The organism is Ramlibacter sp. (assembly GCF_050250995.1).
Taxonomy (GTDB): domain Bacteria; phylum Pseudomonadota; class Gammaproteobacteria; order Burkholderiales; family Burkholderiaceae_C; genus Ramlibacter.
On record NZ_JBFWNP010000053.1, the window covers coordinates 22,747 to 36,026 of the forward strand.

13 protein-coding genes are annotated in these 13,280 nt (G+C 68.3%); 6 read left to right on the forward strand and 7 right to left on the reverse strand.

Translation table 11 applies throughout. From position 1 onward, the window contains the following. Nucleotides 1-43: 43 nt before the first annotated feature. Entirely contained in the window at nt 44-316 is a 273-nt protein-coding gene (locus AB7E83_RS23490) for a hypothetical protein (protein WP_428573254.1), read from the forward strand. Nucleotides 317-383: 67 nt separating this feature from the next. On the opposite strand, the gene AB7E83_RS23495 is transcribed toward AB7E83_RS23490, so the two are convergent. From AB7E83_RS23495 to AB7E83_RS23515, 5 genes are all read right to left on the reverse strand, one after another. Then, entirely contained in the window at nt 384-1,157 is a 774-nt protein-coding gene (locus tag AB7E83_RS23495; protein WP_428573255.1) for an MBL fold metallo-hydrolase, read from the reverse strand. 22 nt (nt 1,158-1,179) lie between these two features. Further along, the gene (gene bamC, locus AB7E83_RS23500; protein ID WP_428573256.1) at nt 1,180-2,268 is read right to left on the reverse strand and encodes an outer membrane protein assembly factor BamC; all 1,089 of its coding nucleotides are present in this window, start codon (nt 2,266-2,268) and stop codon (nt 1,180-1,182) included. A 64-nt stretch (nt 2,269-2,332) separates the two neighbouring features. Continuing rightward, nucleotides 2,333-3,217 carry a 4-hydroxy-tetrahydrodipicolinate synthase gene (gene dapA / locus AB7E83_RS23505; protein WP_428573257.1) on the reverse strand — a complete coding sequence of 295 codons (885 nt, stop codon included), beginning with the start codon at nt 3,215-3,217 and terminating at the stop codon, nt 2,333-2,335. Nucleotides 3,218-3,230: 13 nt separating this feature from the next. Next, nucleotides 3,231-3,767 (reverse strand): class I SAM-dependent methyltransferase, encoded by a 537-nt coding sequence (locus AB7E83_RS23510; RefSeq protein ID WP_428573259.1) that lies wholly within the window; start codon nt 3,765-3,767, stop codon nt 3,231-3,233. A 115-nt stretch (nt 3,768-3,882) separates the two neighbouring features. Further along, complete coding sequence (locus AB7E83_RS23515) at nt 3,883-5,112, reverse strand: MFS transporter (RefSeq protein WP_428573260.1); 1,230 nt, start codon at nt 5,110-5,112, stop codon at nt 3,883-3,885. Nucleotides 5,113-5,213: 101 nt separating this feature from the next. On the opposite strand from AB7E83_RS23515, the gene AB7E83_RS23520 reads away from it, so the two are divergent. From AB7E83_RS23520 to AB7E83_RS23540, 5 genes are read left to right on the forward strand one after another with little or no spacing between them, the layout of a single operon-like run. Next, nucleotides 5,214-7,193 (forward strand): DNA topoisomerase IV subunit B, encoded by a 1,980-nt coding sequence (locus AB7E83_RS23520; protein WP_428573261.1) that lies wholly within the window; start codon nt 5,214-5,216, stop codon nt 7,191-7,193. After that, complete coding sequence (locus AB7E83_RS23525) at nt 7,190-7,744, forward strand: GNAT family N-acetyltransferase (RefSeq protein WP_428573262.1); 555 nt, start codon at nt 7,190-7,192, stop codon at nt 7,742-7,744. The genes AB7E83_RS23520 and AB7E83_RS23525 overlap by 4 nt, the downstream gene beginning before the upstream one ends. After that, on the forward strand, nt 7,741-8,619 hold the full coding sequence (locus tag AB7E83_RS23530; protein WP_428573263.1) for a lytic transglycosylase domain-containing protein: 879 nt from the start codon (nt 7,741-7,743) through the stop codon (nt 8,617-8,619). Before AB7E83_RS23525 ends, AB7E83_RS23530 begins: the two co-directional genes overlap by 4 nt. Further along, nucleotides 8,604-10,931: a DNA topoisomerase IV subunit A gene (gene parC / locus AB7E83_RS23535; protein WP_428573264.1), complete on the forward strand. Its 2,328-nt coding sequence runs from the start codon at nt 8,604-8,606 to the stop codon at nt 10,929-10,931. The genes AB7E83_RS23530 and parC overlap by 16 nt, the downstream gene beginning before the upstream one ends. 60 nt (nt 10,932-10,991) lie before the next feature. Further along, the gene (locus AB7E83_RS23540; RefSeq protein ID WP_428573265.1) at nt 10,992-11,483 is read left to right on the forward strand and encodes a GNAT family N-acetyltransferase; all 492 of its coding nucleotides are present in this window, start codon (nt 10,992-10,994) and stop codon (nt 11,481-11,483) included. Between the two features lie 166 nt (nt 11,484-11,649). Here AB7E83_RS23540 and AB7E83_RS23545 read toward each other — a convergent pair whose 3' ends face one another. Beyond that, a complete protein-coding gene (locus AB7E83_RS23545) occupies nt 11,650-12,975 on the reverse strand; it encodes an IS1182 family transposase (protein WP_428573266.1) in 1,326 nt (441 codons plus the stop codon). Nucleotides 12,976-13,172: 197 nt separating this feature from the next. Then, the coding region (locus tag AB7E83_RS23550) for a transposase (protein WP_428573268.1) at nt 13,173-13,280 on the reverse strand (108 nt) is incomplete at its 5' end.

Below are 13,280 nucleotides of genomic sequence, written 5' to 3' on the forward strand. Positions count from 1 at the left end.
TTGTTCACCTCGTACACTCATTACCCCTCAAAGGAAATCTGAAATGAAGAAATCGCTCGTCCTGGCGACGCTCGTTGCTGCCGTCGGCCTGGCCGCCTGCAGCAAGACCGAAGCTCCGGCGCCCGCCCCCGCGCCCGCACCGGCTCCCGTCGTGGTGACGCCGCCCGCCCCGGCGCCGGCTCCCGCCGCCGACACCTCCGCTGCCGCCGCTTCGGGCGCCGCTGCCGGTGCCGCCGCTGGCGCCGCCACGGGTGCTGCCGCCGGCGCGTCCGCCGCCGCTGCCGCCATGCCGGCCGCGTCCGCCGCCAGCAAGTAATCGTTCTTCGATTGCAACGAAAAAGCCGCCCTCGGGCGGCTTTTTCGTTTCCTCTGGAAAGTATGAGTCATGCGGTCGTCCAGCCGCTGCCCGCGCTGCTCGCGACATGGACGTCGCACGCTTCGCAGGCCAGGGCCGCGACGATCGCCTCGCGCGCGAGTTCGGGCCGGTTGTTCTGCTCGGAGAGATGCGCCGCCATCACCTGCAGCAGGCCGCTCGGCTTCAGGGCCTGCGCGATCGCCGCGGCCGCGCTATTCGCGAGATGGCCATAGGCGCCGCCGACGCGCCTCTTGAGAAACGGCGGATAAGCGCCCGTGGCGAGCATGGTCTCGTCGTGGTTGCACTCGAGCAGCACCGTCCTGCATCCCGCGAGCTGCTGCAGCACATGCGACGTGGCGTGGCCCAGGTCGGTCAGCACGCCCAGGCGCGTTGCGCCGTCGGTGCACGCGAGCTGCAGCGGCTCGCGCGCATCGTGCGGAACCGTGAAGGGCTCGATGCGCATCGGGCCGATTTCGACGGGAGCCGCATCCCGCGCGATGCGCAGAAGGCCGCCGAAATCGGGCTCGCCGATGGCCGCATAGGTGCCCGCGCTCATCCACACCGGAATGCGGTCGCGAAGGGCGACCTGCAAGGCGCTGCCGATGTGGTCGCCATGCTCGTGGGTGACGAAGATGGCGTCGATCTGGTCGGCCATCATTCCCGCCGCCCCGAGGCGCTTGTCGAGCTCGCGGATGCGCAGGCCGCAGTCCACCAGCAGGTGGACGGTCTGCGTGCCCTCGCGGGCCTGGACGATGGTGGCGTTGCCGGAGCTCCCGCTGCCGAGGCTCTTGAACCGGATCACGCGTGCGGCTGCCTGGGCCCCGTCACTTCAGGTCGTCCGCGATCACCTGCACGATGCGCTGCGCGGTGGCCGACGTCTCCGGCGCGCCGTTGGCGTTGAGCACGGCGACCGTGGTCGTCTGCCCCTCGGTCTTCAGGTTGATGCGGTACTTGACCGGCGGCGCGTTGCGATCGGACGAGTTCAGGTTGAGCATCCGCGCGATGAAGCCGCGGTTCTGCGTCCGGTCGGCGCTGGGCTCGACGTAGCGAACGAAATACGTGCCATTGTTGCGGTCGCGGTCCTCGACGGTGAAGCCGGTGCGGTCGAGTGCGAGGCCGACGCGGCGCCACGCCCGGTCGAAGGCTTCGTCGATCACGACGACGGGCTGGTTGTTGAGCGTCGTCACGCGCGAGGTCGGGCGGGACGCGGCGGTGGCCGTGCGCTGCTGCTCGGGCGGCACGCCGAGCTTGACCATCAGGCGGCGCAGGAATTCGGTCTCGAGCTCGGGGTCGGTGGCGCGGGGCTGCCAGACCGTCTGGTCCTTCTGCGCGCTGCTGTAGACCTCGACCATGCCGCGATGGCTGACGAAGATCTCGGTGCCGCCGGTGGGGGAGCGCTCCAGGCGCGTGCGGAAACGGTCCCGCTCGGCCGTGGAATAGATCTGGTCGATCAGGCGGCCCAGCGTGTTGCGAATGAAGTCCTGCGGGATCTTCGCCCGGTTCTCGGCCCAGTCGGTCTCCATGATGCCGAGCGCCTGCTGGTCCTGCGTGAGCAGGAAGCCGTTTTCCTGCCAGAACTCGCGGATGGGGCCCCACAGCTGGTCGGCCGGGCGGTTCACCACGAGCCAGCGCTGCGAGCCCGCGCGCTCGATGCGCACGTCGCCCATGGCGGTGGCGGCGACGGGTACGCCGGTGGCGGCGGCCTGGCCCACCTGGTAGTTGCTCGCGGAGACCGTGCCCCCGGGCATCTGGTAGCGCGTGTCGCGCGACAGCTGGGTGAGGTCGGGCGGGACTTCGAGCGAGATGCCCTTGCCGGCGCTCTTGTAGTCGATCTTGTCCCCCTCCAACAGGCTGGAACAGGCGGACAGCGCCGCGGCGAGCGCGAGCAGGACGATCTTGGCTGGAAGCTTCACTGGACTATCCCCTCGGGAATCTCGTTGGATCGGGTTGCGGGCCGGCGTGCGTTCGACGCGCGGCTCATGCGAGCAGGCCGCTGGCGCGCAGCGCCGCTTCGACCACGGGCCGGTTTTCCTGCGCGAGCTCGGTCATCGGCAGGCGCATCGTGCCCCCCATGAGGCCCATGCGCGCCATCGCCCACTTGACCGGGATCGGGTTCGCTTCGCAGAACAGGTATTTGTGGATGGGCATGAGCTGGCGCTGGATCGCCATGGCGCGGTCGCGCTCGCCGGCCACGGCGGCGACGCACAGCTCGTGCATCAGGCGCGGCGCGACGTTGGCCGTCACGCTCACGTTGCCCTGGCCACCGCACAGCATGAGGCCCACGGCGCTCGGGTCGTCGCCGGAATACACCGCGAAGCCCTTGGGCACGTCGCGGATGAGCCATTGCGCGCGGGTGATGTCGCCGGTCGCTTCCTTGATGCCGACGATGCCGGGCACCTCGGCCAGGCGCAGCACGGTGTCGTGCAGCATGTCGCCGACGGTGCGCCCGGGCACGTTGTAGAGGATGACGGGCAGGTCCACCGCCTCGGCGATGGCCTTGAAATGCCGGTACAGGCCCTCCTGCGAGGGCTTGTTGTAGTAGGGGACCACCTGCAGCTGGCAGTCGGCGCCCACGCTTTTCGCGTGCTTCGCGAGCGCGATGGCTTCCTTCGTGGAGTTGGCGCCCGCGCCGGCCATGATGGGCACGCGGCCGCGTGCCTGCTCCACCGAGACGCGGATGATCTCGTGGTGCTCCTCGACATCGACCGTGGGCGACTCGCCCGTGGTGCCGACGACGCCGATGCAGTCGGTGCCCTCGGCGATGTGCCAGTCGACGAGCTTGCGCAGCGTGGGGTAATCGACGCTGCCGTCCTCGAGCATCGGCGTCACGAGGGCGACGATGCTGCCTGTGATGGGGTTCATCCGGCGATTTTACCTAGAGCAGGTGACGGGGCGGGGAACTGCCGGGCTGAATGCGCACGGCGGCGATGCGCTGCACGAATCGATCGGGTCCGGAAAGGAAGCCGTCCTCGTACGCGACCACGCGCAGGCCGGCGCACGCCGAGAGGAGTTCCCCCGGCTGCAGCAGGAAGTCCGGGCGCGACGGCTTGCCCACCGTCTCGTTCCCTGCGGCGAAGGTTTCGTAGAGGAGCACGCCGCCCGGCGCCACCGCGGCCACGATCGTGGGAAGCAGCGCACGCCAGAGGTAGTGGGTGACGACGACGGCCGCGAACCGCCGGTCCGCGAAGGGCCAGGGGCCGTTCTCGATATCGGCCTGCACCGCCTCGCCCACGGCGCGGACGGCGGCGATGGCTTCCGGCGACCGGTCGACGCCGGTCACGGCATGGCCCCGGCCGCGGAAGAACCGCATGTGCCGTCCGTGCCCGCAGGCCACGTCGAGCACCTCGCCGCCCTCCGGGACGAGCCCGGCCCAGCGCACGACCCAGGGCGAAGGAACGGGAGATTCGTGCATCACGTATTGAAGCAGGACCAGATGAAGTCGCCGAGCATCACCATCGTCTCCGGCCGCGTGTAGAGCGCGAATACGGCCAGCGAGGCCGCGACGGCCGCGAACCAGAGCGCGATCTTCACGCGGCGCGCGGCACGGCGGGCCGGCGCGCGATGGCGCCCTCCCGCACGGGCAGGTTGACCAGCGCCGCGAAGACGCCGAGCGCGATGGCGAGGTACCAGACGATGTCGTAGCTGCCGGTGCGGTCGTACAGCAGGCCGCCCAGCCACACGCCCATGAAGGAGCCGACCTGGTGGCTCATGAACACGAAGCCGCCGAGCATCGACAGGTGCGCCACCCCGAAGATCTGCGCGATGACGGCATTGGTGGGCGGCACGGTGGACAGCCACAGCATGCCCATGACCGCCGAGAACAGGTACACCGATGCGGGCGACAGCGGCGCCCAGATGAACAGGGCGATGGCCGCCGCGCGGGCGAAATAGATGAAGGCCAGCACCTTCGGCTTCGCGATCTTCTGCGCGGCCACGCCCGCGAAGTAGGTGCCGAAGACATTGGCCAGTCCGATGATCGCGAGCGCGTAGCTGGCGACTTGCGGCGAAAGGCCCTTGTCCTTGATGTAGCTCGGCATGTGGATGCCGATGAAGGCGAGCTGGAAGCCGCAGACGAAATAGCCCGCCATCAGCAGCTGGAAGCTCGGGTAGCGGAAAGCTTCGCCGAGCGCCTGCAGGATGGTCTGGTCGCGCACGGGCGCCGCGCCGCCGCGGAAACCCGGCTCGCGCAGGCCGAACGCGAGCGGCACGATGAGGAGCACCATGAGCGCGAGCACCACGAGCGCCTGTTGCCAGCCCAGGCCGGAGATCAGCATGCCCTCGACGGGCACCATCAGGAACTGGCCGAAGGAGCCGGCCGCCGCGGAAATGCCCATCGCCCAGGCGCGCCGCGAGGGATCGAGCTGGCGGCCGATCACGCCGTAGATGATCGCGTAGGTGGTGCCCGCCTGCGCCGCGCCGATCAGCACGCCCGCCGTGAGCGCGAAGAGCAGGGGGCTGGTCGACATCGCCATGCCGCCGAGGCCGAGCGCATAGAGGACGGCGCCGCCGATCAGGACCGCGAAGGCGCCGAACCGGTCGGCGATCATGCCCGCGAAGATGCCGAAGAAGCCCCACGCCAGGTTCTGGATCGCCGCGGCGAACGCGAAGGTTTCGCGGCTCCAGCCCTGAGCCTGCGTGACCGGCTGCAGCCACAGCCCGAAGCCGTGGCGGATGCCCAGCGAGAGGCCGACGATGAGGGCGCCGCAGACGAGGACCTGCATCGTCGAAATGCTGCGAGGTGAGGCGGGCGTTTGCATCGCACGACTGTAGCGACAAGGCGATGTCCCTGCCGCAGCGTCGCGCATTGCTGTGCTGCACAAGGCTGTGAATTCATCCAGTGGCTACAATTCGGCCTCCCATGGCAACGAAACCCGCGAGCAAACTTCCGTCGGACTACTCCGAGGGCTCGATCCGCGTGCTGAAGGGCCTCGAGCCCGTGAAGCAGCGGCCGGGCATGTACACGCGCACCGACAACCCGCTGCACATCGTGCAGGAGGTGATCGACAACGCGGCCGACGAAGCGCTGGCCGGCCACGGCAAGCGCATCAAGGTGACCTTGCACGCCGACAACTCGGTGAGCATCGACGACGATGGCCGCGGCATTCCCTTCGGCCTGCATCCCGAGGAGAAGGCGCCGGTCATCGAGCTCGTATTCACGCGGCTGCACGCGGGCGGCAAGTTCGACAAGGGCAAGGGCGGCGCCTACAGCTTCTCCGGCGGCCTGCACGGCGTGGGCGTGTCGGTGACCAATGCGCTCGCCAAGCGCCTGGAAGCGACGGTGCATCGCGACGGCCAGGTCGCGACGCTCGCCTTCTCGGGCGGCGACGTGGTCGAGCCGCTCGCCACGCGCAAGTCGGGCGAGGGCGACCGCAAGCAGGGCACCACCGTGCGCGTGTGGCCCGATGCCTACTATTTCGAATCGACGCAGCTGCCCGCCGCCGAGCTCGCGCACCTGTTGCGCAGCAAGGCCGTGCTGATGCCGGGCGTGATCGTCACCCTCACGATCGAGAAGACGAAGGAGACGCAGACCTGGCAGTACAAGGGCGGCCTGCGCGACTACCTGATGCAGTCGCTCGCGGCCGACCCCGTCATTCCGCTGTTCGAAGGCGAGGGCTACGCCGAGAACAACGAGACTTTCGCCGAGGGCGAAGGCGCGGCCTGGTGCGTGGCCTTCACCGAGGACGGCCAGCCCACGCGCGAGAGCTACGTCAACCTGATTCCCACGACAGCCGGCGGCACGCACGACAGCGGCCTGCGCGACGGCCTGTTCAACGCCGTCAAGAGCTTCATCGAACTGCACAACCTGCTGCCCAAGGGCGTGAAGCTGCTGCCCGAGGACGTGTTCGCGCGCGCCTCGTACGTGCTGAGCGCGAAGGTGCTCGATCCGCAGTTCCAGGGCCAGATCAAGGAGCGGCTCAATTCGCGCGACGCCGTGCGGCTCGTCTCCTCGTTTGTGCGCCCCGCCCTGGAGCTGTGGCTCAACCAGCACGTCGAATACGGCAGGAAGCTCGCCGAGCTCGCGATCAAGGCGGCGCAGTCGCGCCAGCGCGCGGGGCAGAAGGTCGAGAAGCGCAAGGGCTCCGGCGTGGCGGTGCTGCCCGGCAAGCTGACCGATTGCGAGAGCCGCGACCTCTCGCACAACGAAGTGTTCCTGGTCGAGGGCGACTCCGCCGGCGGCAGCGCCAAGATGGGCCGCGACAAGGAATGCCAGGCCGTGCTGCCGCTTCGCGGCAAGGTGCTCAATACGTGGGAGGTCGAACGCGACCGCCTGTTCGCCAACACCGAGATCCACGACATCGCGGTGGCCATCGGCGTCGATCCGCACGGGCCGAACGACACGCCCGATCTTTCCGGCCTGCGCTACGGCAAGATCTGCATCCTGTCGGACGCCGACGTCGACGGCTCGCACATCCAGGTGCTGCTGCTCACGCTGTTCTTCCGGCACTTTCCGAAGCTCATCGAAACGGGGAACGTTTACGTCGCGCGGCCGCCGCTCTTTCGCGTCGACACGCCGCCGCGCGGCAAGAAACCCGCGGGCAAGCAGTACGCGCTCGACGAGGGCGAACTCACGCACATCCTCGACAAGCTGCGCAAGGAAGGCGTGGCCGAAGGCAAGTGGACGATCAGCCGCTTCAAGGGCCTGGGCGAGATGAGCGCCGAGCAGTTGTGGGAGACCACGCTCAACCCCGATACGCGGCGGCTGCTGCCGGTGCAACTGGGCAAGTTCGACTTCTCGGCGACCGAGGGCCTGATCACGAAGCTGATGGGCAAGGGCGAGGCGGCGGCAAGGCGCGAGCTGATGGAAATCCACGGCGACGACGTGGAAGTCGACATATGAATGCTGCCGCGCCGGTCGACGACACGCGCGCTGCAGCGCGCGTGCGGCTGCGCCCGACCATGAGCAGCGACATCGAGTTCGTGCTGTCGCTCGAACAGGACCCGGCCAACCTCCCCTTCATCACGCCGTGGGAGCGCACGCAGCACGAAGCCGCCATCCGCTTCCCGGATTTCCGCCACTTCATCGTCGAGGGCGGCCCCGGACTCGACGCCGTGGGCTTCGTGATCCTGATCGGCTGCCGCAGCCAGCACCAGTCGCTGGAGCTGAAGCGCATGGTGGTCCGCAGCAAGGGCGAAGGCTTCGGCCGCGCCGCGCTGCGCACGGTGAAGCGGGTCGCGTTCGACAGTCTGGGCGCCCATCGCCTGTGGCTCGACGTCAAGTCCCACAACACGCGCGCGAAGGCGCTCTACGACAGCGAGGGCTTCGTCGTCGAGGGCGTGCTGCGCGAATCGGTGCGCACCTCCGACGGCTTCGTGTCGATGGTGGTCATGTCGATGCTGCAGGACGAATTCGCGGCGCGCCGGTCGCAGTCGCTGGAGCTGGTGGCGTGACGAAGCGGCTCGCCGCGCTCGGAATCGCGCTGGCGCTGCTCGTGCCGGCGGCGCATGCCGAGGTGTGGGGCTACGTCGACGCGAAGGGCGTCGCGCACTTCGCGGCCGAGAAGGTGGACGAGCGCTACGAACTCTTTTTCCGCGGCGGCAAGAGCTTCGACACCGCGGTCGATCTGCCTTTGCCGACGCCGCGGCCGGTGGCCGTCCCGACCGGGGCGAGCAAGCTGATCGCGTTCTTCGAGATTTCGCCGAGCTTCCGGCAGGTAAAGCACCACCTGCGCGAAGCCGCCGCGCAGCACGGCGTCGAGTTCGAACTGCTGCAGGCGCTCATCGCCACCGAGAGCGGTTTCGATGCGCAAGCCGTCTCGCCCAAGGGGGCGCTCGGGCTCATGCAGATCATGCCGGCGACCGCGCAGCGGTACGGCGTGAGCGGCGACGCGAAGAGCCCGCTGCAGAAGAAGCTGTTCGACCCGCGCACGAATGTGCGCACCGGCACGAGATACCTCAGCGATCTCATCCGGATGTTCCCGGGCCAGCTGGAGCTCGCGCTCGCCGCGTACAACGCGGGCGAGGGCGCGGTGCAGCGCGCCGGCAACCGCATTCCCAATTACCGCGAGACGCAGAACTACGTGAAGACGGTGATGCAGCTGTACACGCTGCTGAAGCCGCCCGCGAGCGTGGCAGCGAGGGCGTCGGGCCGCGCGCCGAATCGCATCCGCATGGAACTGCCCGTCGTTCCGCTCGGCGGCGCCGTCGGCCGCGGGAATCTCCCGCCCGCCATCGGACCCGCGGCGACGCCGCTCGCCAATCACCCCGAAGCGGACGCGATTCCGCTCACCGCGCAAGAGACTCCCCCCGGATGGACACGGAACTGATTCCCCCGAACGACGGCGGCGACGCCGAAGGGCTCGACCTCGCCACCTACGCGCGGCGCGCGTACCTCGAATACGCGCTGTCCGTCGTGAAGGGCCGCGCCTTGCCGGATGTGGCCGATGGCCAGAAGCCCGTGCAGCGGCGCATCCTGTACTCGATGTGGCGCATGGGGCTCGGTTTTGCCGGTGCCGGCGGCGCCAAGCCGGTGAAGAGCGCGCGGGTGGTCGGCGACGTGCTGGGCCGCTTCCATCCGCACAGCGACCAGGCCGCGTACGACGCGCTGGTGCGCATGGCGCAGGACTTCGCGCAGCGCTATCCGCTGATCGACGGGCAGGGCAACTTCGGCAGCCGCGACGGCGACGGCGCGGCCGCGATGCGCTACACCGAGGCGCGTCTCGCGCGCATCTCCGGGCTGCTGCTCGACGAGATCGACGAAGGCACCGTCGACTTCGTGCTCAATTACGACGGCAGCACGCAGGAGCCCGTGGTGCTGCCCGCGCGCCTGCCGTTCGCGCTGCTCAATGGCGCAAGCGGCATCGCGGTGGGCCTCGCGACCGAAATTCCGAGCCACAACCTGCGCGAGGTCGCCGATGCGTGCATCGCGCTCGTGAAGAATCCGAAGCTCGCCGACAGCGACGTGTTCGCGCTCATCCCCGGGCCCGACTTTCCGGGCGGCGGGCAGGTGATCAGCAGCGCCTCGGACATCGCGGACGCCTACACCAGCGGACGCGGCTCGCTCAAGGTGCGCGCCCGCTGGAAGATCGAGGAACTCGCGCGCGGCCAGTGGCAGATGGTCGTGACCGAGCTGCCACCCGGCGTGAGCACGCAGAAGGTGCTGGAGGAGATCGAGGAGCTCACCAACCCCAAGATCCGCGCGGGCAAGAAAGCGCTGACGCAGGAGCAGGTGCAGCTCAAGCAGACGGTGCTGGGCGTCGTCGACACGGTGCGCGACGAGTCGAGCAAGGACGCCGCCGTGCGCCTCGTGTTCGAGCCCAAGACGAGCCGCATCGACCAGGCCGAGCTGGCGACGACGCTGCTCGCGCACACGAGCCTCGAGACCTCGTCGCCGATCAACCTCACGATGGTGGGCCTCGACGGCAAGCCGGTGCAGAAGAACCTGCGCCGCATGCTCGAGGAGTGGATCGAATTCCGCCACCGCACGATCGAACGCCGTTCGCGCCACCGTCTCGACAAGGTGCTCGACCGCATCCACATCCTCGAGGGCCGGCAGATCGTCCTGCTGAACATCGACGAGGTGATTCGCATCATCCGCAACAGCGACGAGCCCAAGCCGGCGCTGATCGCGCGGTTCAATCTCAGCGACCGGCAGGCCGAGGACATCCTCGAAATCCGGCTTCGCCAGCTGGCGCGCCTTGAAGCGATCAAGATCGAGCAGGAACTGAAGGGCCTGCGCGAAGACCAGAAGAAGCTCGAGGAAATCCTCGGCAGCCCGGCGGCGCTGCGCCGCCTGATGGTCAAGGAGATCGAGGCCGATGCGAAGCAGTTCGGCGACGTGCGCCGCACGCTGATCCAGGCCGAGAAGAAGGCCGTGGCCGAGGTGCGGGTGATCGACGAGCCGGTGACGGTCGTGGTCTCGCAAAAGGGTTGGGTGCGCGCCCGGCAGGGACACGGGCACGAAGCCGCGTCGTTCGCTTTCAAGGCGGGCGACGGTCTTTACGGCACGTTCGAATGCCGCACGGTCGACACCTTGCTCGCGTTCGGCAGCAACGGGCGGGTGTACTCCGTGCCGGTCGCGGTGCTGCCCGGCGCGCGGGGCGACGGGCAACCGGTCACGACGCTGATCGAGCTCGAGAGCGGCACGCAACTGATCCACTATTTCGCAGGCGCGGGCGGTGCGTGGCTGCTTGTCAGCAGCTCCGGCGGCTACGGCTTCCTCGCGACCGTGGAGAACATGATTTCGCGGCAGAAGGGCGGCAAGTCGTTCATCAGCGTGGGCCCGGGCGAGACGGTGTGCCGTCCCTCGCCCGCGAACGTGCCGCCGCAGGCGCCCGCGACGCACGTCGCTTGCGCGTCCATGCAGCGGCGCCTGCTTACCTTCGAGATCGCGGAGCTGAAGGCCATGCCCAATGGCGGACGGGGCCTGATGCTGATCGACCTGGAGACGAAGGACGAACTGGCAGGCGCCGCCGCGTATGCGCGCAGCGTGAAGATCACCGGGCTGGGGCGTGGCGACAAGGAAAAGGAAGAAGTGCTCGAGATCCGGTCGCTCAACAACGCCAAGGGCGCCCGCGGGCGCAAGGGCAAGCAGGCGGACCTGGGATTCAAGCCGCTGGGCATCGTGCGGGTCGAGTAGACGGGAAAGCGCCGGATTCCCGCCTTCGCGGGAATGACGGAAGCGAGGAGCCGAGGCGACATGGGGATACGGATCGAACGTGACGACCTGAGCCGCGCGGGCGTGATCGCGCTGCTGGAGGAGCACCTCGCGAACATGTACGAGCTCTCGCCGCCAGAGAGCGTCCATGCGCTCGACCTGTCGCAGCTTCGTGCACCGGGGATCACGTTCTGGACGGCGTGGGAGGGCGACCTCCTGCTCGGTTGCGGCGCCCTCAAGGAACTGAGTCCCGAGCACGGCGAGATCAAGTCGATGCGCACGCCGAAGGCGATCCGCAGGCGCGGCGCGGGCCGGGCGATGCTCGACCACATCGTTGCCGAAGCGCGCTCGCGCGGGTATCGAACACTCAGCCTCGAAACCGGCCCGCAGGACGGCTTCCTGGCCGCGCAGTCACTCTATCGCAGCGTCGGATTCGAGGTGTGCGGGCCATTCGGCGACTACCGGCTCGACCCCTTCAGCGTCTTCATGACGCTGGAGCTCGCGCCGGCACCTGAAAGGCCTCCAGGCTCCTAGGAGCGTGGGCGGCAGAGCACCGTAGCTCGCCCCGGACCTGAACGGGGGCGACCCATTCCGCGAATGTCCCCCGCGTGCCGCAAGCGGCCCGCTCCTCCTTTACTTCGCTGCATGGGTCACCCCCATTCAGGTCCTCGAAGGACGAGCCGAGCGGTCTTCTCGACCCTCAACAGTGTTGCATCGCGCACATTCTTCGCAGATTGAGCGCCGCGCACACGAGTTTCCACTCCGCAGCGACTCGGTGCAGCCCGCGCATGCTGAATTGCCTGAACCCCAGCACGCTCTTGATCCAGCCATTGGGGGGTTCGGCGATCCACTTGCGCTTGCGATACGCTGCCCGTCCCTCGTCGCTTTGCAACCTGGCTGCCATCTTCGCAGTGTGTGGGCTGCGCTTGGGGTCGAATTTCAGCTGCTGCTTTCCTTCGCGCCCCAAGGCCACCACCAGCTCGGTGGGGCCATCGGCGAGTCGCGCGAACACCGCCTCCGAGCGATAGCCGGTGTCGGCCAACACCTGCGAAGGCAACTTGCCCAGGTTGGCCTGCACGGCATCGAGCATCCGGGGCAATTCGGCCGCGTCGCTGGCGCAATTCGTAAGCTCGGCTGCCACGATGATGTGTGCGGCTTCGTCGACCGCCGTTTGCGCGTTGTACGCCGGATCGAAGCCGCCACCGGCGCGCTTCATGATGCGGCTGTCCCCATCGGTGAAGTTCTCCTGAGCGCGCGCCTCGGGCTTGCCGAACTCGCGCTTGTAGCGCCCTCCCTTGGGCTTGCCATCCTTGCCCCTCGGACGACGATCATCGTCCTCATCGCGCCCGCGTTCGAGGTCTGCTTCGCGCTGGCGTTTGTCCAGCCGCTCACGCGCCTGGGCGATCGCAGCGAGGCGATCTTCTCGACGCGCGATCTCTGCCGGAATGTCCATATCGGGCAGATTGCGTTCGACCTCATCGGCCTGGCGCGCACGCTCCAGCAAGGCCGCGATCTCCTTCTTCAGCTGCGCCTCGGCCTGCAGCATGTGAGCGTAGCTCATGGCCTTGTGGCGGCTCGCATTGGCCTTCACCTTCGTGCCGTCCACGGCGATGGTGCCCAGCTTGACCAGACCCATCTCACGGGCCAGCCGCACCACCTGCACGAACAGCTCGCCCAACTCCTTGAGGTGAAACGCACGGAACTCGCGGATCGTGCGGTGCGCGGGATAGTTGCCGGCACCCAGCAGCCGGAATGCCACGTCCTCGCGCAGCTTCGCTGCGATCTTGCGCGAGCTGAACACGCCCGTGGCGTAGCCGTACAGCAGCACCTTGACCATCATCGCCGGGTGAAACGGCTGGTTGCGAGGACCGTCCTTGGCGTAGCGGTCGTGAAACGCCCGCAAATCCAGGCTGTCAACCGTGTCGCCGATGAAGTAGGCCAAATGCCCTTCGGGCAGCCATTCGCGCATCGACGGCGGCAGCAGAAAGTCCTGTTCGGGCTGATAGGGCAAGTAGCTGGCGGCCATCCCCGATCAACGCGCTGCCGCCGCGCGGTGATGACAGCTCGCCTCAGCTTCAAGGACCGGGATGGGGGCGACCCCTTCCGCGAATTTCCCCCGTCGCGCGCGTGCGCGCTCCTCCTCCTTTACTTCGCTGCAGGGGCCACCCCCATCCCGGTCCTCGAAGCGAGGGTTTGCGAAGTTATACGAGCCTCGCAGTGCCCTCAGGCGCCCCGTAAAGCACACATGCGCCGCAGGTTCAGCGCCATGCACACGAGCTTCCATTCCGCGCTCACGCGGTGCAGCCCGCGCAGGCTGAACTGCCGGAAGCC

Coding starts and splice junctions, on each gene's coding strand:
- parC (WP_428573264.1), top strand. CDS start 8,604: ATGGACACGGAACTGATTCCCCCGAACGACGGCGGCGACGCCGAAGGG.
- AB7E83_RS23510 (WP_428573259.1), bottom strand. CDS start 3,767: ATGCACGAATCTCCCGTTCCTTCGCCCTGGGTCGTGCGCTGGGCCGGG.
- AB7E83_RS23515 (WP_428573260.1), bottom strand. CDS start 5,112: ATGCAAACGCCCGCCTCACCTCGCAGCATTTCGACGATGCAGGTCCTC.
- AB7E83_RS23490 (WP_428573254.1), top strand. CDS start 44: ATGAAGAAATCGCTCGTCCTGGCGACGCTCGTTGCTGCCGTCGGCCTG.
- AB7E83_RS23520 (WP_428573261.1), top strand. CDS start 5,214: ATGGCAACGAAACCCGCGAGCAAACTTCCGTCGGACTACTCCGAGGGC.
- dapA (WP_428573257.1), bottom strand. CDS start 3,217: ATGAACCCCATCACAGGCAGCATCGTCGCCCTCGTGACGCCGATGCTC.
- AB7E83_RS23540 (WP_428573265.1), top strand. CDS start 10,992: ATGGGGATACGGATCGAACGTGACGACCTGAGCCGCGCGGGCGTGATC.
- AB7E83_RS23525 (WP_428573262.1), top strand. CDS start 7,190: ATGAATGCTGCCGCGCCGGTCGACGACACGCGCGCTGCAGCGCGCGTG.
- AB7E83_RS23545 (WP_428573266.1), bottom strand. CDS start 12,975: ATGGCCGCCAGCTACTTGCCCTATCAGCCCGAACAGGACTTTCTGCTG.